The sequence below is a fragment of the Pseudomonas simiae genome, from assembly GCF_900111895.1.
GTDB classification, from domain to species: domain Bacteria; phylum Pseudomonadota; class Gammaproteobacteria; order Pseudomonadales; family Pseudomonadaceae; genus Aquipseudomonas; species Aquipseudomonas simiae.
In genome coordinates this window covers 186420-212270 of sequence record NZ_FOKB01000005.1, presented here as the reverse complement: position 1 = coordinate 212270, position 25851 = coordinate 186420, and the positions used below count along the sequence as shown (strand labels likewise).

At 54.3% G+C, this 25851-nt stretch carries 21 protein-coding genes, 1 tRNA gene and 2 pseudogenes; 17 read left to right on the top strand and 7 right to left on the bottom strand.

Going from position 1 to position 25851, the window contains the following annotated elements:
- A partial coding sequence (locus BMZ57_RS29550) for a BapA/Bap/LapF family prefix-like domain-containing protein (protein ID WP_175497154.1) occupies positions 1-917 on the bottom strand: 917 nt, incomplete at its 3' end.
- Between the two features lie 515 nt (positions 918-1432).
- On the opposite strand from BMZ57_RS29550, the gene BMZ57_RS17715 reads away from it, so the two are divergent.
- The 4 genes from BMZ57_RS17715 (at position 1433) to BMZ57_RS17700 (ending at position 7308) form a co-directional block, all read left to right on the top strand.
- Complete coding sequence (locus tag BMZ57_RS17715) at positions 1433-2422, top strand: fimbrial protein (protein ID WP_083266257.1); 990 nt, start codon at positions 1433-1435, stop codon at positions 2420-2422.
- An 832-nt stretch (positions 2423-3254) separates the two neighbouring features.
- On the top strand, positions 3255-3797 hold the full coding sequence (locus BMZ57_RS17710; protein WP_217628729.1) for a fimbrial protein: 543 nt from the start codon (positions 3255-3257) through the stop codon (positions 3795-3797).
- A 67-nt stretch (positions 3798-3864) separates the two neighbouring features.
- Positions 3865-4611, top strand: coding sequence for a fimbrial biogenesis chaperone (locus BMZ57_RS17705; RefSeq protein ID WP_074900584.1), 747 nt, complete (start codon positions 3865-3867; stop codon positions 4609-4611).
- A 57-nt stretch (positions 4612-4668) separates the two neighbouring features.
- A complete protein-coding gene (locus tag BMZ57_RS17700) occupies positions 4669-7308 on the top strand; it encodes a fimbria/pilus outer membrane usher protein (RefSeq protein ID WP_083266258.1) in 2640 nt (879 codons plus the stop codon).
- 433 nt (positions 7309-7741) lie between these two features.
- Here BMZ57_RS17700 and BMZ57_RS17695 read toward each other — a convergent pair whose 3' ends face one another.
- Positions 7742-8020, bottom strand: a complete 279-nt coding sequence (locus BMZ57_RS17695; RefSeq protein WP_074900570.1) for a LysR substrate-binding domain-containing protein — start codon at positions 8018-8020, stop codon at positions 7742-7744.
- A 595-nt stretch (positions 8021-8615) separates the two neighbouring features.
- Here BMZ57_RS17695 and BMZ57_RS17690 point away from each other — a divergent pair.
- The 9 genes from BMZ57_RS17690 to BMZ57_RS29235 all read left to right on the top strand — a co-directional run bounded on the left by BMZ57_RS17690 (position 8616) and on the right by BMZ57_RS29235 (position 16058).
- Entirely contained in the window at positions 8616-9170 is a 555-nt protein-coding gene (locus tag BMZ57_RS17690; protein WP_069673054.1) for a fimbrial protein, read from the top strand.
- 70 nt (positions 9171-9240) lie between these two features.
- On the top strand, positions 9241-9765 hold the full coding sequence (locus BMZ57_RS17685; RefSeq protein ID WP_069673055.1) for a fimbrial protein: 525 nt from the start codon (positions 9241-9243) through the stop codon (positions 9763-9765).
- Between the two features lie 44 nt (positions 9766-9809).
- Entirely contained in the window at positions 9810-12296 is a 2487-nt protein-coding gene (locus BMZ57_RS17680) for an outer membrane usher protein (RefSeq protein ID WP_139136468.1), read from the top strand.
- A 21-nt stretch (positions 12297-12317) separates the two neighbouring features.
- Entirely contained in the window at positions 12318-13076 is a 759-nt protein-coding gene (locus BMZ57_RS17675) for a fimbria/pilus periplasmic chaperone (protein WP_069673056.1), read from the top strand.
- Between the two features lie 29 nt (positions 13077-13105).
- Positions 13106-13678: a fimbrial protein gene (locus BMZ57_RS17670; protein ID WP_367889333.1), complete on the top strand. Its 573-nt coding sequence runs from the start codon at positions 13106-13108 to the stop codon at positions 13676-13678.
- Between the two features lie 10 nt (positions 13679-13688).
- A complete protein-coding gene (locus tag BMZ57_RS17665; protein WP_175439667.1) occupies positions 13689-14168 on the top strand; it encodes a fimbrial protein in 480 nt (159 codons plus the stop codon).
- Positions 14165-14671 carry a fimbrial protein gene (locus BMZ57_RS17660; RefSeq protein WP_069673058.1) on the top strand — a complete coding sequence of 169 codons (507 nt, stop codon included), beginning with the start codon at positions 14165-14167 and terminating at the stop codon, positions 14669-14671. Before BMZ57_RS17665 ends, BMZ57_RS17660 begins: the two co-directional genes overlap by 4 nt.
- 8 nt (positions 14672-14679) lie before the next feature.
- On the top strand, positions 14680-15210 hold the full coding sequence (locus BMZ57_RS17655) for a fimbrial protein (protein ID WP_069673059.1): 531 nt from the start codon (positions 14680-14682) through the stop codon (positions 15208-15210).
- Positions 15211-15215: 5 nt separating this feature from the next.
- Entirely contained in the window at positions 15216-16058 is an 843-nt protein-coding gene (locus tag BMZ57_RS29235) for an MrpH family fimbial adhesin (protein WP_139136470.1), read from the top strand.
- 682 nt (positions 16059-16740) lie between these two features.
- On the opposite strand, the gene BMZ57_RS17645 is transcribed toward BMZ57_RS29235, so the two are convergent.
- Positions 16741-19029, bottom strand: coding sequence for a hypothetical protein (locus tag BMZ57_RS17645; RefSeq protein WP_044287199.1), 2289 nt, complete (start codon positions 19027-19029; stop codon positions 16741-16743).
- Between the two features lie 55 nt (positions 19030-19084).
- Positions 19085-19159: transfer RNA gene (locus BMZ57_RS17640), tRNA-Lys, on the bottom strand.
- Between the two features lie 245 nt (positions 19160-19404).
- Between BMZ57_RS17640 and BMZ57_RS17635 the strand changes: the two genes are divergently transcribed.
- Both BMZ57_RS17635 and BMZ57_RS17630 read left to right on the top strand, forming a co-directional pair.
- The gene (locus BMZ57_RS17635; RefSeq protein WP_010210455.1) at positions 19405-20274 is read left to right on the top strand and encodes an isocitrate lyase/PEP mutase family protein; all 870 of its coding nucleotides are present in this window, start codon (positions 19405-19407) and stop codon (positions 20272-20274) included.
- A 357-nt stretch (positions 20275-20631) separates the two neighbouring features.
- Complete coding sequence (locus BMZ57_RS17630; RefSeq protein ID WP_021493152.1) at positions 20632-21954, top strand: OprD family porin; 1323 nt, start codon at positions 20632-20634, stop codon at positions 21952-21954.
- A 110-nt stretch (positions 21955-22064) separates the two neighbouring features.
- Here the strand turns inward: BMZ57_RS17630 and BMZ57_RS30210 are convergent.
- From BMZ57_RS30210 to BMZ57_RS17620, 3 genes and pseudogenes are all read right to left on the bottom strand, one after another.
- A pseudogene (locus BMZ57_RS30210) lies at positions 22065-22541 on the bottom strand (methyl-accepting chemotaxis protein); the annotation flags it as partial.
- 111 nt (positions 22542-22652) lie between these two features.
- Positions 22653-23420, bottom strand: a pseudogene (locus tag BMZ57_RS30205) (PAS domain-containing protein); the annotation flags it as partial.
- A 114-nt stretch (positions 23421-23534) separates the two neighbouring features.
- The gene (locus BMZ57_RS17620; protein ID WP_010210461.1) at positions 23535-24023 is read right to left on the bottom strand and encodes a winged helix-turn-helix transcriptional regulator; all 489 of its coding nucleotides are present in this window, start codon (positions 24021-24023) and stop codon (positions 23535-23537) included.
- Between the two features lie 109 nt (positions 24024-24132).
- Here BMZ57_RS17620 and fabF point away from each other — a divergent pair, with 109 nt between their 5' ends.
- Positions 24133-25401 carry a beta-ketoacyl-ACP synthase II gene (fabF, locus tag BMZ57_RS17615; protein WP_021493153.1) on the top strand — a complete coding sequence of 423 codons (1269 nt, stop codon included), beginning with the start codon at positions 24133-24135 and terminating at the stop codon, positions 25399-25401.
- Between the two features lie 65 nt (positions 25402-25466).
- Positions 25467-25847, top strand: coding sequence for a RidA family protein (locus tag BMZ57_RS17610; RefSeq protein WP_010210464.1), 381 nt, complete (start codon positions 25467-25469; stop codon positions 25845-25847).
- Positions 25848-25851: the final 4 nt, after the last annotated feature.

Here is a 25851-nt window from a genome sequence, read left to right as displayed (position 1 = left end):
GTCACTGTACCTACGCCTTTATCGTTCAAGATGACTGGCTTGCCAATCGGCTTGCCACTCTGATCTTGCAAATGCACAGTGGCACCCGGTTTGCCAGTGATAGGCACATTACCGGTAGCGGCATCTACTGTCCCCAGTGTCGGCTTCATCAGTGGCAAGCTGAGCGCCAAAGTTTGATCAGACTGCAAACCATTTGCCGTCTGGGTCGCCTTAATAATTTGGTGACTAGCAGTCGCAGACAGTTGAGCTTCTGCGCGCCCGTCATTGCCAAGCTTACCCGAGGCAAGAACCTGCCCCCCCTTCCCCTTAACCTCAAATACAGCGCCAGGTCGACCCTGGATAACGAGCTTGTTAGTCTGGGTATCAAAACTGATTACAGGCACAGTCGGCTTAGTAGCTCCAAGGGCACCGTGTCCGCCCCCGCCCCCGCCCCCGCCCCCCCCACCAGCCAGGGCTACTGCCCCGCCAAGTCCGAGCGCGCCAATGAGCCACATGAATGTGTTATCACCATCCGCAATTAGCAGCTCATCTACATTGGAAATCTCTTTAAGAGACAGTGATTCCGGAATTTGCTTGTAGAGCGCGTGCCAGATTTTCCCTTCATTTTCCAAGACCAGTTCATTGTGCAGCCCGTCAGCCGACACAACAAAAAAGCCTTCGATCACAATCTGCTCACCGGATTTCAGCACGATGACCAAATCGTTACCCGCCCGGGAAGTCGACTTGAGCATTTCAGGATTCAACGAGATTTTTACGATACTGGGTCTGCCTACAGCGATGGTCCTGCTCGTTGCCTGCTCCACCAATTTTCCAGATTTAATATCTATCAAGCTAACCCACGCCATAAAAGCTATCACTCCGAATCTAAAAAATTCGAATGAGCGCTCCTCAAAAAACCTCGAAGAACGGTCAGTCAAACCAATAATTTTTGGTCAAAAATGCCCTGTCCGGACATTCATCAGCACCATATATTCCAGAGAAAATTCCCACCAATATGTAGGAATTTTCCGAGCGGCATCACGACAAACCTGGGGAGACTTTTAGAAAAAAGGAGGGATTGATCGGGCAGAGGGAAATGGCGGTTGTCAGAGCGCCGAGCTCATTCGGCAGGCATTCAAGATCGGCGGTGAGCAAGCTCGATGCGCAACACGATAGCCCAGTCCGCAACCGCTCAAGATGAATAGTAGGAAAAATCCTACATAAATCCTCATCCTGAATCGATGAAAATATGGGTGTATTGAAATTTTAAGGACCAAACCATGGCACGCCGTTCGGCTGTAAACGTGCATGATAAATATTGGTTAGGTAATTAAATTACTTGATGCGTTTACAGAATATATGATTACTGGTCAATATTAGCCTATGCCTAGCCACGGCTGCGCGAAGTAAAACGCCGCCTCGCTCCAAGCTTAATTATATGTAACCAACCTCTATGAAAAATACCTTATTAGTCTGTGCCTTTCTACTTCTAGTGTTAGTTTCTATCCAACAGGCAGCATTGGCAGCATGTAGGTATGACCCCCACTGGTGGGAGTCTGGCTGGGTTAGACCTATTACGCTCACTATTCCACTGTCCGGTGATATTACAATTCCCCGCAACGCTCCAGTAGGTACCGTAATTTTCAGAGGTAATCACCAGTATGCTCCGGCCGATGCAAAATCAGCGAGATGTGACAGCGGACCGATCGTAACCCATTCTTTTAAGCCTACTAGCCCGATGGGGTTCTATGGGCCAACGACGTTCCGCACCAACATTCCAGGCGTGGGCTTCCGTATGGCGATAGCGGGCCATTTTTTTCCCAGCTCTCTTGATGAACCTGGTTATGATTTTTATTTTTTAATACCACCTTTCAACTCTATAAGCTACGAACTGGTCAAGATAGAGGCGCGCGCTATTTCGGGAGCTATCACGGGCGCTCAACTGCCAAGTGGCTCCTACCACTATATACAATCAAACGACTACCAGTTCCTCAGCTTCAGTTTTGGTGGAGTATTCACAATTAGGGAGACCAGTTGCAGCACTCCTAATGTACAGGTCGAAATGGGCGAACATCAGACTAGTGAGTTTCAAGGAATAGGCTCTCGAACCAAGCCGAAAGCCTTCAGTATTGCCCTCGATAATTGCCCTTCAGGACTACACCGAATTACCTATCAGATCGAGCCAACCTCGCAGGTGTTAGACTCTGTAAACGGCGTGGTTGCCCTCGATTCCGGAATGGGTCACGCAGAAGGTGTGGGGCTTCAACTATTGAGCGCAACCGGCAATGCTATCATGTACAACCACTCCTATGAAATTAGTAACCTTAGCAGCGCGGGAGGCAATTTCAGCATCCCGCTTCAAGCAGCCTATATCAAAATCCGGGATAGTATTGGTACAGGTCAGGCGAATACGTCGATGATGTTTACCCTTACCTACGAATAGCGAAGGTTCACTTAGGCCACATAAAAAATCTGAACAACAGGAAAGTGCATGTGGGTGGCGGAAAGAAAAAAACACGAAGGGATATTAATAAAAGCAGCAAATGAAGAAGAGCGACTTGCCAACTGATGTTTGATGTCTACTGGCTATCCTGTGGAAATGGATCCTCAAGCACCAGTTTTGATGAATGCGTTGACAAATACAAATTTTTTTAGCGGGTGTGAATGTTGATACGTTCTTCAAACGTAGCACTCTGTCGGGGTGGCGAAAGTTTTTGAGGCTTGGGTATCAACAACCTTGTTGCTTATACTGACAACTACGCCACGGATCTATAAAACCTTACCACTCACTTTGATGTTATGGTGCCAAAGTTTACGTTTGTGACAGTTGCTGACCCGACTTGGAGCATGTCGCTGCACCGGTCTTCCACGATCTGATTGGCAAATATTCAACGGTTATCGACTTCAGTTTGAGGCCACGGATAACTGTATCAGGCTAGGCAGCACCTTCACATAAATGCAGGCCGGCTGAGTAGATCGTTTCGGCATCGGCTAATAGAAGATCTTGCTAAATGGCTGCCCCTCTACGACGCTCATAGAGCCTTCCACCCGGTAGGACGGCTCCTTAAATCAGTATATTCGGATGCTGATTATCTGGATGGCCTGTGGCCACGTCTCTGTCCTTGTCGAAAACGCTAGGAAATTTCCTACTTATCCATTCCTCGCCATGTATTACTTTACGCCGTGCGGAGTGGGAGTACTCAGTTAATCATGCTGCCACTTTCGCCTAATCTGAACAACTATTCGGGCCCTACTGAAGCCTAAAGGATTACTTTGTGAAAAAACTCTATCTCTATACGGTACTGACTAGTTCCATGTTTTTTGGCATTCAATATGTCAACGCCTATGACGGCAAGATTGAATTCACCGGCAGGATTACCGGTCAGACATGTACTATCAATGCTAACAGCACTAAAGACTTCAGCGTCAATCTACCGACTGTATCAACCGCTACTTTGCAAACGGCGGGCGCTGTAGCTGGTCGCACCCCATTTACCATTAACTTGACTGCTTGCAATCCGACATCTGGCACTGTCACTACTTACTTTGAACCCGGCACGACGGTCGATACAGCTACAGGAAGATTAATCGCCGATGCGGGTAATGGCAACGCTACAAACGTTCAGCTGGAGCTATTGAACGCAGACAATACTCCCATAGTAGTTGGGTCGGCGCTGACCAAATCCAGCAGTAAGTCAGCAATCGTTCCAAAAACGGGTGTTGTTAGTCTGCCATATGCCGTTCAGTACAAAGCGATCGGCGCAGTAACCGAGGGCAACGTTAACAGTCGAGTCAATTACACATTGATCTACAATTGATATGCGAGGAGCGAACAACTTAATTGGTCGCTCCTTTAAGATACTTTTAAATTTCAGCAGTCAATATATGAAGATTTTTACCACTTGTCTTTTCTGGTTAATAACTTTGGCAGTTCAGCTTGTTGGGGGCGCGCATGCGAGTGTCGTCATGAATGGTACTCGAGTCATCTATCCTGGTGGCGAGCGAGAGGTTTCGGTCAGATTGACCAACAACGGCACTTTGCCTTCGCTAGTACAGTCTTGGGTCGACAGTGGCGATCCTAAAGGGTTGCCGGAGAACAGTGTTGCGCCTTTCTTTCTTACCCCTCCAGTAACACGAATTGAGCCCGGCGAGGGGCAGACTCTTAGGCTTATGGCTACGCCTGAAGCAGGGAGTCAAAAAAACGAGTCCGTATTCTGGCTCAATGTCTTGGAAATTCCCCCTTCGCCTACCGGCGAAAAAGCCGTTCAGAATACTTTACAAATGTCATTTCGCACGCGCGTCAAAATTTTTTATCGCCCACAAGGGCTTAACGAAAATGACGCAGCTCAGGCGCCGACGAAATTGCTCTGGCGTGTAGTGCATTTAGGTCAAAGTTGGGACCTAGAGTGCAGTAATCCTACGAGCTATCACGTGTCATTTGGCAACGTTGAACTTAATTTGGATGGCCATTCTTACACCAATACTCAAGGCGGTATGGTTGCGCCCGGAGCAACCTTTCGCTTCCCAATGCCTGGCCTTACTCAGGAGCCAACTAAAAGTGCCATTGTTACGTTTGAAAGCATAAACGACTTTGGTACTAAAGTTTCAAAAAAAACCAGGCTTGAACTCTAACAGTCATTCACTAGATCGATCTGCAGGGCGCTATTTGCAGATTCACGGTAACTCACTATGCAACTGTCTCCTCGGCACAATACAATGCGTCCGCGCGATGACTTGCGCCTAATAATGGTCGCATCGCTTATCACCTTTGCTGTCAATAGCCAAGCAACTGAGACTGTCAAAGACACTTTCAATCGCAGCTTCCTCGTCGGAAATAAAGATTTTGATATTTCACGATTCTCGAAAGCCAGTCAAACATTGCCTGGGATATATCCAGTTGATGTTTTTGTTAATGGCAATAAGGTCGGTCGAGAGTCGGTGAGTTTTCGCGTGATGGGTTCCGATCAGCTAGTCTTGCCCTGTTTTACACATGATCAACTGGAGCGCTTCGGAGCTGAAAGTAGCAAACTAGTCGGCCAAGTCGTCCCGGAGGGCGACTGCGGACGTATCGAGGACTGGGTCGCGCAAGCTCAGATGTATTATCACCCCGCAGACCTTCGCTTGGACTTAACGCTGCCACAGGTCGCACTCCGCCACTCGGCACGGGGCTACGTTGATCCTAAATATTGGGATCATGGAATAACTGCCGGTTTTCTCGGCTACAACTTCAATACTTTCCAAGTAAACAATGAACGAAGCGGCGAAAGTACAACCAGTCATACATCCTATTTGGGGCTCAATGCTGGTTTCAACATAGGTGGTTTTCAGTTCCGTCATAGCTCCTCTGCAAACTGGCAGAGCGGAGCACCGCGTCGCTGGCAAACATCTGCAAATTACCTGCAGCGCGCTTTTCCTCAATGGCGTAGCCAAATTACCTTAGGGGATAGCACTACCAGTGGCGAACTCTTCGACAGCATCGGATATCGCGGCGGGCGTTTGGCATCTGATGACCGTATGCTTCCTGACTCATTACGGGGCTACGCACCCGTGGTACGTGGCGTCGCCAATACAAATGCTCTGGTGGAGATTCGTCAGAACGGCATACTGCTCTACCAAGACACTGTTCCAGCAGGTCCATATGTAATTGATGATCTGTACCCCAGCGGGTATGGCGGTGATTTACAAGTAAAAGTCAACGAGGCTGATGGAAAGGTGCAAAGCTTTAGTGTTCCGTATGCCTCTGTCGCCCAATTAATGCGACCTGGGACATGGCGTTATAGCGTCATCACAGGTCAAGTCCGCGAACAATTGCTTGATAACGAGCCAACCTTTATTGAAGGAACTCTGCAATACGGCTTTAATAACCTACTCACCGGATACACGGGTGCACAGGCTTCATCGAAGTATCAGGCGATGCTGGTCGGCGGTGCTTTTAACACACGTTATGGCGCCTTTTCAGTAGACCTCACCCACTCAAATGCGAATCTGCCAATATCCGGTACACTGAGCGGACAGAGCCTAAAACTCGGTTATAGCAAACTTCTTACGGAAACTAGCACAAGTCTTTCAATCGCGGCATACCGCTATTCAACGTCCGGTTATTTAGGGCTTCGCGAAGCGCTGACGGCTTATGATTATGAAAATACCGGAAGCATTAAAGTTGCTGACTATAATCCTGCTCGGGATACGCCGATCAGCGGCTTACGTGATTTGCGTGGCACTTCACAGGCTCGTGAGTATGCCAAAAGCGTGGCTCTACGCCGTCAGCGAAGTAATTTTGAGTTGTCAGTGACGCAACCATTGCTCAGCGGTTCTTTTTATCTAAGCGGTTCCACCCGTGACTACTGGGAGGTTAAAGGGCGCGACACCCAGTTTCGTGCGGGATACAACAATAGTTGGAGAGATGTGAACTATGGAATCTCCGCGGCCCGTAACCGAAATGCAATTGGCAGATCCGAGACTGAATACTTCCTGACCTTGACGATGCCAATTGGAAGCGGAAGTCACTCTCCCACCTTTTCCAGTGCGATGTCACATAATAATAGCGGCTACAGCACTGCTCAGGTAGGGTTATCGGGTACGGCTGGCGCCGACAATAACTTCGCTTATGGACTTAGCTCTAGCAGAGACAGCCGGAATGGTGGAAGCGCTTCTGGCAATGCGCAATATCGACTACCTCAAGCCACTGTCAATGGTGCCTATAGCCAAGGACGTGGTTATCGCCAAACATCCGCTGGTTTAGCTGGCGCACTAGTTGCACATAGTGGGGGGGTCACTCTGAGTCCTCAACACGGAGAAACTATGGCGTTGATTGAAGCGAAAGGGGCAGAAGGTGCTCGGATTACAAATGTATCAGGTGCTCGAATAGATCGTCATGGGTATGCTGTTGTGCCCTATCTTTCTGCCTACTCGCAGAATACAGTCGGACTGGATCCACAGGGTACCTCCGTTGATGTGGAACTGGTAAAGACTAGCTTACAGGTAGCACCCTACGGCGGTGCGGTCGTCAAATTATCCTTCCCTACCCTCACCGGCCGCAGTCTGATAATCCATGCAGTAGATGCCAAAGGGTTGCCATTGCCGTTCGGCGCCGAAGTATTGGATGAGAAAGGTAAATCTGTCGGGATCGTAGGACAGGCAAGTCGACTGTATGTGCGCGGTATGTCCGAGAAGGGCTCACTTCAACTGCGCTGGGGCCATAGCCCGGATCAACAATGCCGTCTGAAATTTCAACTGCCGCCACGCGATGACGATAAGACCCTGCAAAGCATTGAGGCCACCTGTGAGGCATTAAATCCCTCGGCAACGGTGATTGCGCGCGCAAAATAATTAGGGTCACCGATGGAAAACCAGCCCGTGCGGGCGCGCCACGAACTTAACAAGCGAAGTACGTAGAGTATTTCCCTCCCAACTCCAATTACCTGTTTAATCATTTAAAACAAGATTAAAGCGACGCCACTAGGTTCAGTTCTTCACTGACTGCAGCAGCTTCTATTAAAACGCGATGGATAACGGTCTCATGAAAGCAAATTGCCTCTGCCTCCCTTATAGTTAGAGCCATTTATTTCATGGTCTTTTTGGTTTGCGAGGTTTTCTCAATCGGCCTATAGGGGTTGGCTAGCACTGACTGGTTCAAGCGGGGCGTCGAGATGCGCTGGAGCGCGTTAGCGTGTATATCACCGTTCACTTACATGATCCTGCGATTGCGCGCAAAGCGAAGGCGACTGCGGCATTCTTATCATCTAACCACCTTACTCACCTACTACGTAAGGAAACGGACAAACCCGATCAACCAATCGCGAAAAACTGCCATTGGTCGGTATGCAGCTTTATGAGGAGGGATAACCAGGAGACAGGCGGTACCAGTGGGTAAAATCGATTCGAAGGGGGTCCTCAGCGTGCCGTTTGCCAGTTCATCACGGACAAGAAAACTAGGTACCAAGCCAACACCAATTCCAGGAGAAACCGCTTGGGTTAGATGCGTCGTCGGCAAAAAATCAAGGCCAAGGCGGAGTCGATCTGTGTTGGCGCCCTGAATCACTCAAGCCAAAGGTTTGAGCCGCCTCTGCTTCAGTAAGCGATAGCTTGCACCGTAGCATCGCAGATGCATGCCAGTGCATCGTTTACTTCTAATGTAGATACGACCCGCATCGCTGAGCGCGATGTGGCGACCGGCCCTGTCAAACAGCTCTACACCCAGCTCCCAGCACGTCAACATCCTATACACCCGACCTTTGCCAGCAGCCCAATACAAGGCGCCGGCCCGGCTTAGTACGATTCGATCAACGTGCCCACTGCGCTCGACGGCACGACCCGCTCCAACTCTGCCGGGAAACGCTCACGGCAAGTCTGCTTGAACCTACCTGCATATTCGAAATCGGAGACGCCCATCTAACTCATGGCCAAAACTTGCTGCGTTGGCAGAAAGACGGACTGTTAAAAAACAGGCTAGTTTGCCAGCACTGACTCGTCTGGAGTTTATTCAAGACATTTCTTGCCCCTCTTACAGCGCAGTCTTGATTACATGCTCGGTTTCTTCTTCTAGGCTATCACTCACTCAACGGCACTCAGGCATTTAGCAGAACCTGTTCCATTGAGTTCTCATTACGCATTACAACATCACCTAGGAGTTTCAAATGCAATTTCGTTCGTTGACTGGTGCAATTATGGCAGTCACTTTGGCAGCAACTTCGGCTGCCAGCTTTGCTCAAGATCAGGGTCGCGGTGTAATTACCTTCAAGGGCGCCATTGTCGATGCGCCATGTTCCATCGCTCAGGAGTCGCAATATCAAACAGTGGATTTTGATCAAATTTCCAACGCTGCTCTAAAGAACGGCGGCAAGTCAAACCCGAAGAACTTTAAGATCGAACTGCGCGGCTGTGAGCTGGGCGCCCTGAAGTCGGCCACTGCCACATTCACCGGTTCGCCTGCGTCCAACCCTGACCTGCTGGCAATTAAAGGTACTGCACAGGGTGCAAGCCTAGCCATTGCCGACCATTCCGGCGCGCTGATCAAACTTGGCGAGGCGTCGCCTGCCCAGACGCTGAGCGATGGCAATACCTTCCTGCAGTTCAGTGCCTATCTGCAAGGCGATATGGTCACTCAGGGTGGCGGTGGCGAAGCAAAGCCTGCCGAAATCGTGCCGGGCAATTTCGAAACTTTTGCTAACTTTACCCTCGCCTATCAGTAACGGACGCCGTCACTGAAGTGACCCGCAGTACGCATGCCTGCGTGCTGCGGGTGAACTAGCGGAGTTTTGGATGATTCGCTCAAGCGCACTGGTACTAACCTTCTGCACGCTGGGCGCGCCTGTCTTTGCTGCCGATGTGTTAAAGGGACGCGTACAACTGACCGGGAGCATTGTCGACAGCGCCTGCACTATCCGTATGGGTAATGATAATCAGACAGTTGCCTTCAACCCACTGTCGCTCAATAGCCTGACAAGTGGTAATAGCTCAGCCCGGCAATCGCTAAATATCTACATCAGCGATTGCGTGACATCGGCCACACCACACGACATCGCGCCTTTGCAACACTTCAAGCTAACCTTTGAAGGTCCGTCTGATGGTAAAAACTTCGCCATTCATGGCGCCGCCAAGGGCATAGCACTGCGGATGGAAGATGACCACGGTAAGTTGATCTCACCCGGCATGTCGATTGAGCACAGCACCGATAATGCCGATAGTTTGTTACTCAACTATTCGCTGACGCTAGTCGGCAGCGGAGATTCACTAGAAACGGGCGATTATCACGCCACGATCAAACTGAGTATTCAGCACTTCTGAGCTGCAAGTACTCAGTTTGCAGTTTCGCTCAAGGATTTAGTCACGTGGAACACTATAAGTTACTGACCGCCACGGTACTGTGCTGTGCCGCGGCGTGGGCAAGTGCAGCCGAAGAATTCCAATTCAATATCGATGTTCTAGACGTCAAGGATCGCGCGAACCTTGATCTTGGAGTATTTGCGTCGGCCAACTTCATCATGCCCGGCCAATACAGCCTGTTGGTACACGTGAACCGCGACTCGTTAACGGAATACGCCATCGACTATCTTCCAGCCGATGACGACCCTAAGAGTAGCGTAGCCTGTCTTTCGCCGGCCTTGGTCAACGAGTTGGGCCTCAAAGCGCATGTCATCAAGTCTCTGAGCTGGTGGCACGATGGCGCCTGCCTGAACCTTAGCAGCGTCCCGGGCATGCAGGCCCGTGGAGACCTCGGCGTTTCGGCGCTCTACCTTAGCATTCCTCAAGACCAGCTAGAATACACGGCACCGAACTGGGATCCCCCCTCACGCTGGGACGAAGGCATTACCGGTGCGCTGCTGGACTACAACTTCAATGCCCAAACTACCGAGCGTAAGCATGGCAAAGGTCGTAGCGATACCTTTAGTGGTAACGGCACCGCCGGTGTCAACCTCGGTGCATGGCGTTTGCGAGGCGACTGGCATACGCAGATGCAACGCAGTGACGACCAGCCATCGCTCAATCAGTTCGCTTGGAACCGCTTTTATGCATTGCGTGCAATACCGTCACTGCGATCGAGCCTGATCGTCGGTGAAGACTATCTGGACTCCAACCTGTTCGGCAGCTTCCGTTACACCGGCGCCAACCTGAGCAGCAACGACAGCATGTTACCTCCCAACCTCAGGGGGTATGCCCCGGAAGTCACTGGCGTGGCGCGGACCAACGCGCGCGTGGTGATTCGTCAACAAGACCGGGTGCTCTATGACACCCAAGTACCGCCGGGAGCGTTTCGTATCCAGGATCTAAACGATGCGGTCTCTGGCCAGCTTGACGTGCGCGTCGAAGAACAAGACGGCAGCGTCCAAGAGTTCCAATTAGACACCGCTAGCATCCCTTACCTCACACGTCCCGGCATGGTTCGCTACAAGCTCGCCGCTGGCAAGCCCTCCGACTGGGAGCACCAGATGGATGGGCCTGCGTTCGCAACCGGAGAATTTTCTTGGGGAGTGAGCAACGGCTGGTCGCTCTATGGCGGGAGCCTCGGTGCCAAGGATTACGGTTCGCTAGCCATGGGCGTGGGCCGTGACCTGATGACCTTCGGTGCGCTGTCGTTCGATGTCACCCAGTCGCGCGCGACGCTGCAGGACGACACGCTCAGCGGCAAGTCCTACCGTGCCAGCTATTCCAAGCGTTTCGATGAGTACGACAGCCAGATCACCTTCGCGGGCTACCGATTCTCCGAGCAGAACTACCTGAGCATGGGCGAATTCATTGAAGCCCGCCGTGGCAGTCGTTCGTTGAACCATAGCAAAGAATTGTATACCGCGACCTTGAGCAAGCAGTTTCGAGACTCTGCTTTGAGCCTGTACCTCAACTACAACCACCAGACATACTGGAACAGCCAGGCCAGCGATCGCTACAGCCTGTCTTTGTCTCGCTACTTCAATGTTGGCGGCCTGAAAAATCTCACCCTGTCGCTGACCGCTTACCAGAACAGGGCTAACGGCACCTCCGATGACGGCGCATATCTATCGGTGAGTATCCCTTGGGGTAACACTGGCTCAATCAGCTACAACTCATCTGTCAATCGCGGCGACGCCAGCCATAGCCTGAGTTATTACGATCGGATCGATGAGCGCAACCACTACATGGTCAGCGCAGGCCAGGCCTCAAGCGGTCAAACTGCCAGCGGCTACCTATCCCATGACGGCGACCTGGCACAGGTTGTGGCCAGCGCAAGCTACCAAGCCGGCGAGTACACCGCGGCCGGGCTGTCCCTCCAGGGCGGTGCGACAATTACCCGCCAAGGCGCAGCACTACACCGTAGCAACATCATGGGCGGTACCCGACTGCTGATAGATACCCAAGGCGTTGCCGACGTTCCTGTTCGCGGCAACGGCGGAATCACGCGCACCAATCGTTTCGGTAAGGCCGTTGTCACCGACGTCAACAGCTATTACCGCAACCAAGCCAGCATAGTGCTGGACAGCTTGGCCGATGACGTCGAGGCCACGCAGTCAGTCACCCAAGCGACCCTGACCGAAGGCGCAATTGGCTATCGCCGCTTTGATGTGATCGCCGGCCACAAGGCCATGGTCGTGATTCGCATGGGCAACCACCGTGCGCCGCCCTTCGGAGCCTCGGTAAAGAACAGCCGCGGCCAAGAAACCGGCATTGTCGGTGAGGGCGGTTCGACCTATCTGAGCGGCATGAAACCGGGCGAGCACATGTCTTTGTACTGGGATGGCAGCGAACGCTGCCAATTCACCCTACCCGAGCAGGTAGTTTCGCCCAATCAAACTCTGGAGCTGCTGTGTCTTCCGACCAGCGATCCGGTTAACGCCACCGCTTGATTCACTACACTAGGGAACTTCATGAACACGCGCTACAAACACCCGACATTGATCCTGCTTACCCTATTGAGCACCTGCGCGGCACAAGCCAGCCTGGCCGCTGTATCGCTGGACCGCACCCGGGTAATTTTCAACGGTGGCGAGAAATCGGTCAGTCTAAACATCAGCAACCAGAATACCCAGTTGCCATACCTAGCCCAAGCCTGGATCGAAAACGAACAGGCCGAGAAGATCACTAGCCCACTGGTAGTGGTACCGCCAATCCAGCGACTGGAAGCCGGAGCCAACAGTCAGGTGAAAATTCAGGGGCTGCCGGAGCTGGCCCGATTGCCCCAGGACCGCGAATCGCTGTTCTATTTCAACCTGCGTGAGATCCCACCACGCAGCGACAAACCCAACACTCTGCAAATCGCCCTGCAAACAAGGGTCAAGCTGTTTTACCGGCCCGCAGCAATTACTCCACGTACTGGCATCAAGGAAGTCTCCTGGCAGGAAAAACTGACCCTCACCCGCCAGAACGACCGTTACTTAGTGAACAACCCAACGCCCTATTACGTCACGTTGATTGATGCAGCGCGTGACCCCAAGGCAAACGGAGCAACCGGCTTTAAGCCACTGATGATCGAACCCAGGGGCCAACTCGACCTAGGCGTGAGCAGCAAAGTGCTAGGCGACAAGCCAGTGCTGACCTATGTCAATGACTACGGCGGCCGCCCACAGCTGCAGTTCAGCTGCGCAATCAATATCTGCACCGCAAGCCCCGTGGCTGGCAAACGCTGATGTTCAATTACTTGTGCCTCTGAGGGCCAATGATGAAGCCCAGACTCCGTATATCCGTGACAGCAATTCTGTGCTGCGCCAGTGTCACCACTCATGCCGCTACCCCGGCAAGATCGGCCGAAATCCAGGTGAGCGGCACCTTACTTGAAAGTGCCTGCTACTTGGACCCAAGCTCCGCCTACCAAAGCTTGTCTTTGGGCGAATTGGGCACCGCGCGCCTGCTACATGTGGGCGACCAAGGCACGCCCGTGGCCTTGCATCTGAAGCTGCAAGGCTGCGTGCGCAGCGACGGCGGCCGTGATGACGAGCAGCAAGGTTCGCTGTTCTGGAGCGCCATCGAACCGGTGGCTGCAGTGACCTTCAACGCAGTAGTAGATGCCGACACACCTGGGCTGATCAAGGTGATTGGCGCTGAGGGCTTCGGCCTGCGCTTGCTCGATGTACAAGGCAATGACGTACGTCTAGGCCGCACCGCCCCGGCTTGGTTCGTCTCCCCCGGCGATAGCCAGCTGACCTACTCCATTCGCACCGAGCGTACCGCCGCTCCGCTACGCCCAGGCGCCTTCCGGGCCAGCCTCAATGTGAACCTAGCATATGACTAAGGCTAACGTCATGACCGGAGCACGCCCCGCACTCTTGGCACTGCTACTTGGCTATGGCTCCATGGCTCAGGCTGTCGAGAAAGTTATAACCATCAAAGGTATCGTTTATGCGGCCATGCCCTGCGTAATCAATAAGAACGCGCCCATCAAGACGAGTTTCGGCCCGGTATACGGTGCTCAGATCGACCGTTCGACCATATCCAAAACTATTAATTACACGCTCGACTGCACTCGCTCGGCGACCAATGAGTTGCGTATGCAAATACTCGGAAACCCCGCGTTAGACGGCTCGGCACTCGAGATACCCGGCCATGAAAATATAGGCGTCGCCCTTATAAAGGACGGCAAGCGTTTGGCAATCAATACTTGGTCCAACTTCGATACGCGCAAGCAACCAGTCCTAGAGGCCATGTTAATCAAACTCGACACTGGCGAGATTAAGACTGGCGAGTTCAAGGCGAGCGCCACACTGTTGGTGGACTATCGATGAGAATCCTGAATCGCATCTTAGCAATCATGATGACTTCCGCACTCCCCTTCTCTTACGTCGACGCTAAAAATATGGAATTCAGCGGTATCATATTAGCTCCTCCTATCTGCACCATAAGCGACAAGGATGGCCGTATAAACGTACGCTTCACAGAGAATATCGCCGTCAATCGCATCGATGGCGAGCGATATCGACAGAAAATCCCTTACCAATTCAACTGCCAGGCCACATCTACTAGATCAAATTTCATGTGGCATGCGACTTTGACTCTCAAGGCTATGCCCGCAGAATTCGACCCCTCTGCATTGGAAACCTCACAAAGCGATTTAGGTATTAAGGTATTGTTTGGTGGCAAAGTATTGAGGCCAAACGAACCGCAAGAAATTGAACTCTCCGCATCTACAGACACCGAGCTGGAAGCCGTGCCGGTAAAACGTATCGGCGCTGCGTTGCCCAGCACCGAATTTACCGCCTCGGCACTTTTGGTGGCCGAACTCTACTAGGAGACGCCATGAGCGAGTGGACCCTAAACATTGGTATCTGGATCATCAGCCTGTGGCTACCCGTGCTCCAGGCAGCAGAAAACAACTTGTACTTTTCCGGGACCTTGGTGAACGAGCCTTGCATTCTCGCTGAGGAGGATCGAATGATTGAAATTGACTTCAAAAGCGTGATCAACAAGGACCTCTACATCAATGGTAGGACCAAAGGTCAGCCCATTGATCTGCATCTGCAGAACTGTGATCTGGACGTCGGCAAGCGTACGGTCCACATATCCTTCAGCGGCAACGAGAGCAGCGAACTACCCGGATTTCTGGAGTTGCGAAGCACAACCGTGCAAGGCCTGCTGGTAGGGCTGGAAACCCTGGCGGGCGAGCCGCTACCGCTTAACAAAAGCCATCTCATGGGCGAGCTGACTCGCGGTGAAAACCTGCTCAGTTTCAATACTTTCCTGCAAGGCGAACCCAAAGTGCTAGCCAATCGCACGCTTGGACAAGGCGACTTCGAGGCCTCCTTGACCTTTGCCCTGAGTTACGAGTGATCATCATGAACAAAGCTTATATGACGGAGCTGCGCTGTGCACTAGCAGGAATGCTACTTTGGGGTATGTCGGCCCAAGCAGGCGATATCTCGATTACCACGACAAAAAGTGAGTACGTCCCAGGTGGCGTACGTTATTACTTTGAGGTGACGGGTTGGGATACTAGCAACACGCGCAGCCCTTGTAGCTCTTCCGTGTCGTGGGACGAGAAAGTCACAAGGTGCATGATCCAATTAAATGCACGCTACAACACAAATGCTGTAGGATCATACGCCAGCTGGACTGTGCCCTATTACAATAATGAGAAAGCCAGCATGCTAACGCTGCTTCAAGATTTGACCAAACAGGGTTTTAGGCTACCACTCAGCGGGTCAATTTTTGTAGATTCGAAAAAGGTATCACCTGACATTTGTATAGGCTTTGCATATTTGATAACTAATGCAAACAACAACTATTTTCCAGGTACGATGGGGACGTGTTATAAGGTAGCGGCTCCTTCACTGCAGTGTGACTTCACAGGAAATTCCGTAATCGACCATATGAGGCTGGTTGATAATGCCGTGGAAGGGGCTACCGCTTCGACGCAGGTCGACGTGCAATGTAAGGGAGCAAGCACTCTGATTGTCTCGACATCCCAGACCGATGCCTACGGCGTACGACTCAATAAGGATGGCAGCCTATATAGCAAGATCACAGTCAATGGCAAGGATGCCACGACGGGTATTACCGTACCGATTACACAAGGCCAGTCCGCACCGCTAACAATCACCTCTACCCTCGTTAAGCGTGGCGATATTCAACCTGGTGAGTTCAGTGGATCTACAGTAATAACTATTTCGCCACCTTAAAAAGACCTACATGCCAATCCATATACGGCATTTTCCATGCACATTGATACCCCCATAAGGGTCATCGATGTGTATCAACTCCACCCCAACTTATGCAACCAAACACAATTGATCAGTGGACTGCCCCAGCATCGTAGACGCCTCTTTGCCTTGAACTGAGGCCAATCAGGAAGTGCCATGAACAACCAGCTCCGGGACAAGCCGCACTGCTCAATTTTTGAGCCTGCCAAGTTCTGCCAGATTTTCAATCTAGGTCCCAAAGAATGTTTTTTTTGAACCAGCATCCATCAGCCTCTGGACAGGGACCGTGGGAGGTCGGGGGGGGGCGAGGCTAGGGACGTCGAGGAAACTAGGTTAATGAACATCAATCGATGAACGGCCGTATTCGTTTCTAAGACTTTGAGTCAGCAATCTCCGGTCCGTGAGTGGCTTATGAACATCGGACATCGCCCACTTGTATAATGATGTGTCAGGGTGGAACTTTCTATACTTGTGCTTGAGGTTGCGCGCCACCACTTTCCGATTTTTGCAGACGTTCAGGCTCTTCTCGTTGGACGTCCTTCCTGACTTCGGTCCTGATGTATGCATGAAAGTTTTGCCCCGTCTGTACAAGAACTCCAGCCAGATATACAGATATCGCTTTTGAGGCGTTCAAGCACGCCTCATCGATACAGCCGAGCGGTTAACTGATGTCATTCGTTTGCGATGGTAACAACCAATGTCGTTCGGTGGTCCATCCGAGAAAAACCTGAGCACCCTCACTTTTCCGGCGGTTCAGGGTCAACGGGAGCCCGGAAGCTGCTACACGCAACCCCATAATTGCCGGTAGAAATCTCTCTCGGAATGCAATGGGTTGAGCCGTGAAATGAGCTTCGATGCTATCGATTGCGCAACGCCTCTCGGCGTCATCCTGCATGGATAAATAAAACACCATCTGGCGCCAGGCATAAGCGGTATTTTTGAGCATCACCAAGCTAGAGTGATAGAACTTGATTTTCATCTGCTGCCGCATGCATATCCATTGGAAGCACTCCTGAGCAAGTGAGCCCAAGCGATGATGTAGCAGCGCTTTCAAACCTAGATCACCAAATAGAAGCGAAAGGTTTTGCGTTGTCAAAATCTGTTGTTGCTCGATGATCCTGCCGTTGGTTGCTGAATGCCATCCACCCGAGGGTGCATTAGCCCGCTGTGCGCACAGGTTCGCCAATGCATCACTGGTATCCAAGTCACGCTGGAAATAGTTTCTGCTCTTTGATTTCGGCTTATCGGGAAGGATCGCCAGTTGGTTCGTGTCGATGTCGTAATAATGGGCGTAAAGGGTGCCATCTATCAACGAGGCCGCTCGCCTGGCTGCTTCCACGAATTTATTCGAAAAGGTTCCCATGAAAATGTCTGCCGCGACCTCCTCCACAAAAGGAAGATCCAGCTTCGCCGTGACAGCAAGCGAACCAAACTCCTGAAGTAGCTTGTTCGGAAGGATTGCCTGAGGGAAAGCAGCGAGAGTTGTTGCCGAGGATTCGATCAAGGCTTGTCTGGCTCCCTCAACGGCGACAGTGTGTGCCTCTCGTTCACCTTCAACGGCCGCCACCCAAGGCAACTCACTGATTTTGACTTGGCTCTGTAGGTTGAGCAGTAGCAATGAACGGCGTCGCCGAAAAGCACGAGACGTTGCGATAGACAACGTGCGCAGTGTCGTATCGCGAAATCCAGCACTGCAGATTTCGGCCGTCATCGCTGGCAGTACTCGCGCCACGGTGTCCCCAGATGTGATCAATCCCTTGTCAATCAACTGACTGATGGTTCCCTTTCGACAGCGCTCGAGGCGTCGGCGAACTGCTGGTGGAATGGCGACACCGGTTTTCAGCGAATATGCCTTCGCCTCCTCATTGGTAATCGGTTCCAACAGGGACGAAAAATCAGAGATGCCTTCCGAGCTCGTATAGCTGGTCAGACGCTCAGAAACCGCCTTCGCGATCAGATGATGCTCGGGCGCGGCCACCTGATGGCGCTGTATGGCTCGGCTCTGTAGATGATTTTCGGATTCGGGATGACCATGTTTGCACACGAAATCATTGACGATCCGCCGAATACGTCCGACTTGACGCCCTGTCAGCGAGATTGGGTCACGGGAGCAGAGCCTTAGCAACGCGTACAACTCCCCTACCCGGCCCCTGAAAGGTTCAACGTTGAGGATGTCATTGCTACCGGATGCATCGAACTGACTAATTAGCGCATTCGCCTGCTCAAGCCAGCCTTCAGGATATTGCCGACAAGGCCAATCATCCTGGTACGTTAAGAGGAAGAGCGAGATAGCTGCATCGTAGAAAGGCAACCGAGTCACGACCACATGTTTTTGCACCGCCAGACGCTGCTGCGCAGGGAGTTTTGAAAGCAGCTTTTTGATATCGCCGACATCGAAGATCTGCACTTCCACCGCCGCGAGCGGTAGCCCGTCAGAAGCCATTGGAAAGAAACGCAGTTGCTCAAAAAAAGATGCGATCGACTCAATCAGTCTGCGTGCTTCCTCCGTGCGCTGCTGTCCCAACAGCCAAGCCACGTACAGTAGCGCTGCCTCTTCTGGTACATCGATCCGATAGTCGCTGTTCACCAGTTGCTTTTGCAGGGCTTCGATCCCCTCATCCGTAAGGTGCCAGGTGTTGAGATCAAGTCGTTCAAAACCAGGGCGGATGCCCGGGATTGAGGCGGCCAGCCGCCGTTCGTACTCGGTCAGTGCACCACCGGCCAGATACTGTCCAGTGGCAAGACCACCCGTGACTACCTCCAGTGTGACCCATTCAGGCACATCCACGAGTGGTATACGCGAGCCATACAGCGCGGTGCCCTGCACCATGTGTTCGACCACCTGCTGCCAGCGCTCAATCCGTTCACGCGCTTTCTCAGTGTCTAGACCCGATGAGGTCAATGCTCGAGATAACTGAAAGACCGCATAACCGGCGTTTATGCCGGCCATTGCATCCGATTCCCTATCGTGCCTGGACATATGTCCTTCTGACCCTGCGATGTAGTGGGTCCGGGGGCTGGATTCGAACCAGCGCCCACCCGGTTAAGAGCCGAGTGTTCTACCGCTGAACTACCCCGGAACAGAGCGCACATTGTCTACTCGCAACGAAACGAATGTGAAGACTGAAAACGTTGCCGCTCGTGACGCATACAAAGATTACTCCCGTTCGAAAATATTGGTGTAACTTCTCCCCAACCGTAAACCCGCACTCCATACCCTCCAATGCTGAAACGTCATCATCCCGCGCGCTCCTGCATGTTAATCTCGCACCACCACGAATAGACATTGATCGTCACAAGACGATGACCAGAATCAGGAAAGCCCATGCCAAAGATTTCTCACTCAGCCCTGCGCCGCAAATTCCGTGAATTGCTTGCCACCCCAACCTGCGTTGAAACCGCTTCCGTCTTTGACCCGATGTCGGCGCGGATTGCCGCGGACCTGGGTTTTGAAGTCGGCATCCTCGGTGGCTCCGTTGCGTCGTTGCAGGTATTGGCCGCGCCCGATTTTGCGCTGATCACCCTGAGTGAGTTCGTTGAGCAAGCCACCCGTATCGGCCGTGTCGCCCAACTGCCTTTCATTGCCGATGCCGACCATGGTTACGGTAACGCGCTGAACGTGATGCGCACCGTCGAAGAACTTGAGCGTGCCGGTGTGGCCGCGTTGACGATTGAAGACACGTTGCTGCCTGCGCAATTCGGCCGCAAGTCGACTGACCTGATCTCTATTGAAGAAGGCATCGGCAAGGTCCGCGCCGCGCTGGAAGCCCGTGTTGATCCGCAGTTGTCGATCATTGCCCGGACCAATGCCGGCGTGTTGCCGACCGAAGCCGTGATCGAGCGCACCCTGGCGTATCAGCAAGCCGGCGCCGATGGGATTTGCATGGTCGGTGTGGCGGATTTCGAGCATTTGGAGAAGATCGCGGAGAACCTGACGGTGCCGCTGATGCTGGTGACTTATGGCAATCCCAAGCTCAATGATGCCAAGCGCCTGGCGAGCCTCGGCGTACGCGTGGTAGTTGCCGGTCACGGTGCTTACTTTGCGGCGATCAAGGCGACTTACGACAGCCTGCGAGCCCAGCGCCAGTTGACCCACAGCACCGATAACCTCAGTGCCACCGAGCTGACGCACACCTATACCTTGCCGGAAAGCTACGTGGCATGGGCTGAAGAATTCATGGATGTAAAAGAGTAAAGCGCCCCGCTCCGCTTTCCTTATACAAACCAGTTCCAATCAGCCGCCCACGCAAAAAAATCCGCCGCAGACTCTGCGGCGGCAACCAAAGGATTTTGTCGAAGCAGAGCGGCTAAGACAGCCCCCACGCTACACCCGCAGGCGATTAAAAAGAGTGAAGTTTAATTAATCGAGTTTCATCCGGTCCCCCGCTGCAGGCCGCGCAGACTGTGCTTAGAATCAAGCTCGGCAGCCACGCCGAACACAATAAAAAACCCTAACAGCTCACCTGCAAACATCTGCCCATACACCTTTATGCGCCAGCCAATAAGTGCAGTGTTTCTGCGCGCGCGCTCATTATTCCGGGGAAGTCACAACATGATTAAACAGTCGAGCCTGTTAGCACTGGCGGTGTGTGCCGGTATCAGTCAGATGGCGTTTGCCGAATCGGTCACCGACCAAGCGGACTCCAAGGGGTTTATCGAGGGCAGCAGCGTCACCGGGTTGTTGCGCAACTACTACATGAACCGCAATCGCGAAGGCGGACGGGCCGATAACATCGACTGGACCCAGGGCGCGATGCTCAACTACGCCTCGGGTTTCACCCAGGGCACCATCGGCTTCGGCGTTGACGCCTACGCCTATGGCGGGTTGAAACTTGACGCCACCCACGCGGACGCCGGCACCGGCAACCTGCCGACCGACCGGCATGGCGACCCCGAAGACGCCTACGGCTCCGTGGGCGCGGCGGTGAAGATCAAAGTCTCCAAGACCCAGCTCAAATTCGGCGACATGCAGCCCACCGCCCCGGTCTTCGCCACCGGCGGCACGCGCCTGTTGCCGCAGACCGCTACCGGTTTCGACCTGACCAGCAGCGAAATCGCCGGGCTGGACCTGGAAGCCGGGCACTTCACCAGCACCAACAGTGGCATGACCAGCAACCATGATCACGATATCTACGCGACCTACGCCAATATCGCGGCCAACAGTGCAAGTTTCCTCGGGGGCAAGTACACCTTCAGCCCATCCCTCAGCGCAACGGTGTATGCCGGTGAGTTGGAAGACATCTGGCGCCAGTACTATACCAACCTCAACTACGTGATCCCGTTGGCCCATGACCAGTCACTCGCGCTGGACGGCAACCTCTACCGCACCCTCGACACCGGCAGCGCCAAGGCCGGGGCGATCAACAACACCACCTACTCGTTGGCGGCGGCGTACTCGTTCCTGCAGGCGCATACGCTGACGCTGTCGTTCCAGAAAGTGCATGGCGACACACCGTTTGACTACATCGGCACCGGCAACAACGGCGCGGGCGAAGGCGGCGACTCGGTCTACCTGGCCAACTCGGTGCAATGGGGGGACTTCAACGGGCCGGGCGAACAGTCCTGGGGGATCCGTTATGACCTGAACATGGCCAGTTATGGCGTGCCGGGACTGAGTTTCATGGGGCGCTATATCAACGGTTCGGATATCAATGGCACCCACACGCCGGATCACAGCGCCTATGCGGGCGACTACGGTGACGACGGCGCGCACCACGAAACGGACCTGGAGGCCAAGTACGTGATCCAGAGTGGTCCGGCGAAAAACCTGTCGTTGCGCGTGCGTGATGCGATCGTGGCAGCAAACGCCGACCAGCGCGATGGCGACCTGAACGAGCTGCGGCTGATCGTCGACTATCCGTTTACCCTGCTATAGGTAGGCACGCGCTTGCTCGCGAATAACCTCAAGGATAACGCGTACATCCTGAATCTACGCGTTGCCCGGGCGTTTTTCGCGAGCATGCTCGCGCCTCCCATTGGGGGGCGTTAACCCACCCAACCCACTGCGGTCTTGGGAATGACTTCCGACTCATCCAGCTTCGACGCGAACATGCTCACCGCCTCCACGGCGTCACTGGTGCTGGTGCGAATCTGCAGGATCACCGAACCCGCCTGATCAGCCAGGCTGACGCCGCGTTGCGCGCCTTCCTGGGTGGCGTTCATGCTGGTCACTGCGTCACGGGTTTCCGAGAGGATCATGCCGATCATTTCGGCAATTTCCGCCGTCGAGCGGCTGGTCCGCCCGGCCAGTTGCCGGACTTCATCGGCCACCACCGCAAAGCCTCGCCCCTGATCCCCCGCGCGCGCCGCCTCGATCGCCGCATTGAGGGCCAACAAGTTGGTCTGGTCGGCGATCCCGCGAATGGTGTTGACGATGGCAGTGATCTGCTCGGAACGATCGCCCAGTTGCCCCACCAGCCGCGCAGAGGCGCCGATGTTGTCGGCAATGCGGCGCATTTCGCTGGCAGTCTCCTGGATCACCTGGGTGCCATGTTCGGCAAAGCGCTCGGTCTCGGAGGAGATATGGTAAGCCCGCGACGCACCTCGGGAGTCTTCTTCGAACTTTTCCACGCGCTCGGTGATGTCGCTGGCGAACTTGACGATCTTGGTCAGCTTGCCGTCGCCGTCATATACCGGGTTGTAGCTGGCTTCCAGCCATACCACACGCCCCTGCTTGCCCAGGCGCTTGAATTGACCAGCGAAGAATTCGCCGCTGTTCAAGCGACGCCAGAAGTCAGTGTATTCATGGCTATTGATCAGCGCCGGTTCGCAAAACAGCCGGTGATGTTTGCCTTTGATTTCCGCCAAGGTGTAACCCATCACATTGAGGAAATTCACGTTGGCGTCCAGCACTTGGCCATTCAAATCGAATTCAATCACCGCCATTGCCCGGTCCAGCGCCGTGAGTTTGCTGCGGGTGGCCGCTTCTTGCTCGACCTTGCTGGTCACGTCCAGCGCGTACTTGACCACTTTTAACACCTGGCCGCGCTCATCCAGCACCGGGTTGTAACTGGCTTCCAACCAGATGGTGTTGCCGTTGCTATCCACACGTTTGAAGGTACCCGAGACAAACTTGCCCGCCTTCAAATCACTCCAGAACTGGCTGTAGGCCGGGCTGCTGGTCAGTGCTGGCGGGCAAAAGTCACGGTGGGATTTACCCGTCAACTGACTGGCGTTGTAGCCCAGGGTCTTGAGGAAGTTGTCGTTGGCCCGCAGCACCCTGCCGTTCAGGTCGAATTCGACCACGGCCATGGAGCGTTCCAGTGCGGCGATCAGTCCTTTGAACTCGGTGACTTCGGCCGTCCTGGCCGACAGTGCTGTCTTGAGTGCTGTGTTGAACATGGACTTACCCTCAACCGTGCGGAGAACCCTGTGTCTCTATTTGCTATCGGCTCGGAAATCCGCGACTTTACGCGCGCTTGAGGGATTATTTTCTGGCGTCAACTACTCGTTTGATCAGCGCTTTGCATCAAGCAAGGCCAGGCGTTCGCGCATGCCCGAACTCGCCGCCGGGCCGGCCTGCAACATGCACTGGTCAAGTGGTACCTGCTGCCCATCCGCACGGGCCAACATTGGCTGTACTGGCGTGCCCGTCGCACGCTCCACCAACTCCACGCTGGTGCCCTCCTCGGCGTAATGCCGGTTACCCCAGGCTACCAGCGACATCAGCACCATGCGGAAATCCTCGCCCTTGGCCGTCGGCACATATTCATAGCGCGGCGGCCGCTCGCTGTAGGCCTGGCGCTCCAGCATGCCGGCCTCTACCAGGGCGTTCAGGCGGCGCGTAAGCATATTGGGCGCGATGCCCAGGCTGCGGGAAAACTCATCGAAACGGCGCAGGCCCTGCAGCGCGTCGCGCATGATCAGGATGCTCCACCACTCCCCTACCCGCTCAAGGCTGCGGGCGATGGGACATTCGTCGCGGGTAAGGGACTTGCGTTGCATGGGCGGGATTCCTTTGAGCGGTGCCTATTTGCGTGATGCCATGTTACTTTCATCATGATAGTGACGTCCATAGGGGCTGTTCCCTCAACACAACCGGAGTCGATTGATCATGAATAAACGCATCGTTGTGACAGGCATGGGCGCGCTGACGCCGCTCGGTGCTGACGTGGAGTCAACCTGGCAACGCCTGCTGGCCGGGCAGTCGGGCATTCGCCGGCTACCGGAAGAACTGATCGGAGACCTGGCCGTGAGCATCGGTGGCCAGGTACAAAGCGTGCAGCAGGATCCAGAAGCCGGCTTCGACCCCGGTCGACTGCTGGCGCCCAAGGAACAGCGCAAGATGGACCGCTTTATCCTGTTCGCCCTGGCGGCGGCGGATGAAGCCTTGAAGCAGGCCGGATGGGCGCCAGTGACGCCCGAAGCGCAGGAACGTACTGCCACCATCATCGCTTCGGGTGTCGGCGGCTTCCCGGCAATTGCCGATGCGGTACGCACCACCGATAGCAAAGGCCCACGGCGGTTGTCGCCGTTCACCATCCCCTCCTTCCTGAGCAACATGGCCGCCGGGCATGTGTCGATCAACTATGGGTTGAAAGGCCCGCTGGGCGCACCGGTGACCGCCTGTGCGGCAGGTGTGCAGGCGATTGGCGACGCGGCACGGATGATTCGTGCCGGTGAAGTCGATGTGGCGGTATGTGGCGGTGCCGAAGCGGCCATTCATCGGGTCAGCCTGGCTGGCTTTGCGGCGGCACGGGCATTGTCCAGCGACTTCAATGAAACACCCGAGCTGGCTTCGCGGCCATTCGACCAGGCACGTGACGGTTTTGTCATGGGCGAAGGCGCCGGCATCCTCGTCATTGAGGAACTCGAACACGCCCTGGCACGTGGCGCACAGCCGATTGCGGAATTGGTGGGCTACGGCACCAGTGCCGACGCCTATCACATGACGGCCGGCCCGGAAGATGGCGACGGTGCGCGACGCGCCATGCTGCAGGCCTTGCGCCAGGCTGGAATCGATGCGACCCAGGTGCAGTACTTGAATGCTCACGCCACCTCCACTCCGGTGGGCGACAAAGGCGAACTGGCGGCGATCAACACGGTGTTCGGCGCCAAAGGCAGTCCGGCCATCAGCTCGACCAAATCCGCCACCGGTCACCTGTTGGGGGCTGCGGGCGGAATTGAAGCCATTTTCACCGTGCTCGCCCTGCGCGACCAGGTTGCCCCGGTCACCCTCAACCTGCAAAACCCCGACCCACTTGCGGATGGCCTGGATATGGTGCGCGGTGCAGCCCGCCCCATGCCGATCGAATACGCGCTGTCCAACGGCTTCGGCTTCGGCGGCGTGAATGCCAGCGTGTTGTTCCGCCGCTGGGCGTAGTTTGCCCCTGTCGTCAATTTCGGGGACCATGGGCGCCTTTCTGAACCTGCCAACCAGAGGCGCCCATGGCCAACCACGACCTGCACTACACCCCGGACCCCGATGCCGACTCGATTTCCTCCGACGTGATCGGCTTCAATGGCATCCTGGTGTCCACCCAGATCCCGACCCGTGCTGATGGCAGCCTGGAGCTGGGCGATATCACCCAGCAAAGCGAATGCACCCTGCAAGCCTTGAAAGTCGCCCTGGAAAAGGCCGGCAGCTCGATGGACCGGGTGATGCACCTGACCATTTATCTGACGGATATGGCCGATCGCGCGGCCTTCAACGAGGTCTACAAACGCTTCTTTGCCAAGCCCTGGCCCGTGCGCGCGGCCGTTGGCGTTGCCGCTCTGGCCGTAGACGGCATGCGCGTGGAAGTGACTGCGATGGCCGCTCAGGCCTGAGTGG

Excerpts from the sequence above, each read along its gene's own strand:
- BMZ57_RS17715 (WP_083266257.1), top strand. The coding sequence starts at position 1,433 with ATGAAAAATACCTTATTAGTCTGTGCCTTTCTACTTCTAGTGTTAGTT.
- BMZ57_RS17630 (WP_021493152.1), top strand. The coding sequence starts at position 20,632 with ATGATTAAACAGTCGAGCCTGTTAGCACTGGCGGTGTGTGCCGGTATC.
- BMZ57_RS17685 (WP_069673055.1), top strand. The coding sequence starts at position 9,241 with ATGATTCGCTCAAGCGCACTGGTACTAACCTTCTGCACGCTGGGCGCG.
- BMZ57_RS17690 (WP_069673054.1), top strand. The coding sequence starts at position 8,616 with ATGCAATTTCGTTCGTTGACTGGTGCAATTATGGCAGTCACTTTGGCA.
- BMZ57_RS17700 (WP_083266258.1), top strand. The coding sequence starts at position 4,669 with ATGCAACTGTCTCCTCGGCACAATACAATGCGTCCGCGCGATGACTTG.
- BMZ57_RS17635 (WP_010210455.1), top strand. The coding sequence starts at position 19,405 with ATGCCAAAGATTTCTCACTCAGCCCTGCGCCGCAAATTCCGTGAATTG.
- BMZ57_RS17610 (WP_010210464.1), top strand. The coding sequence starts at position 25,467 with ATGGCCAACCACGACCTGCACTACACCCCGGACCCCGATGCCGACTCG.
- BMZ57_RS17655 (WP_069673059.1), top strand. The coding sequence starts at position 14,680 with ATGAGCGAGTGGACCCTAAACATTGGTATCTGGATCATCAGCCTGTGG.
- BMZ57_RS29235 (WP_139136470.1), top strand. The coding sequence starts at position 15,216 with ATGAACAAAGCTTATATGACGGAGCTGCGCTGTGCACTAGCAGGAATG.
- BMZ57_RS17620 (WP_010210461.1), bottom strand. The coding sequence starts at position 24,023 with ATGCAACGCAAGTCCCTTACCCGCGACGAATGTCCCATCGCCCGCAGC.
- BMZ57_RS17645 (WP_044287199.1), bottom strand. The coding sequence starts at position 19,029 with ATGGCCGGCATAAACGCCGGTTATGCGGTCTTTCAGTTATCTCGAGCA.
- fabF (WP_021493153.1), top strand. The coding sequence starts at position 24,133 with ATGAATAAACGCATCGTTGTGACAGGCATGGGCGCGCTGACGCCGCTC.
- BMZ57_RS17670 (WP_367889333.1), top strand. The coding sequence starts at position 13,106 with ATGATGAAGCCCAGACTCCGTATATCCGTGACAGCAATTCTGTGCTGC.
- BMZ57_RS17665 (WP_175439667.1), top strand. The coding sequence starts at position 13,689 with ATGACCGGAGCACGCCCCGCACTCTTGGCACTGCTACTTGGCTATGGC.
- BMZ57_RS17675 (WP_069673056.1), top strand. The coding sequence starts at position 12,318 with ATGAACACGCGCTACAAACACCCGACATTGATCCTGCTTACCCTATTG.
- BMZ57_RS17705 (WP_074900584.1), top strand. The coding sequence starts at position 3,865 with ATGAAGATTTTTACCACTTGTCTTTTCTGGTTAATAACTTTGGCAGTT.
- BMZ57_RS17660 (WP_069673058.1), top strand. The coding sequence starts at position 14,165 with ATGAGAATCCTGAATCGCATCTTAGCAATCATGATGACTTCCGCACTC.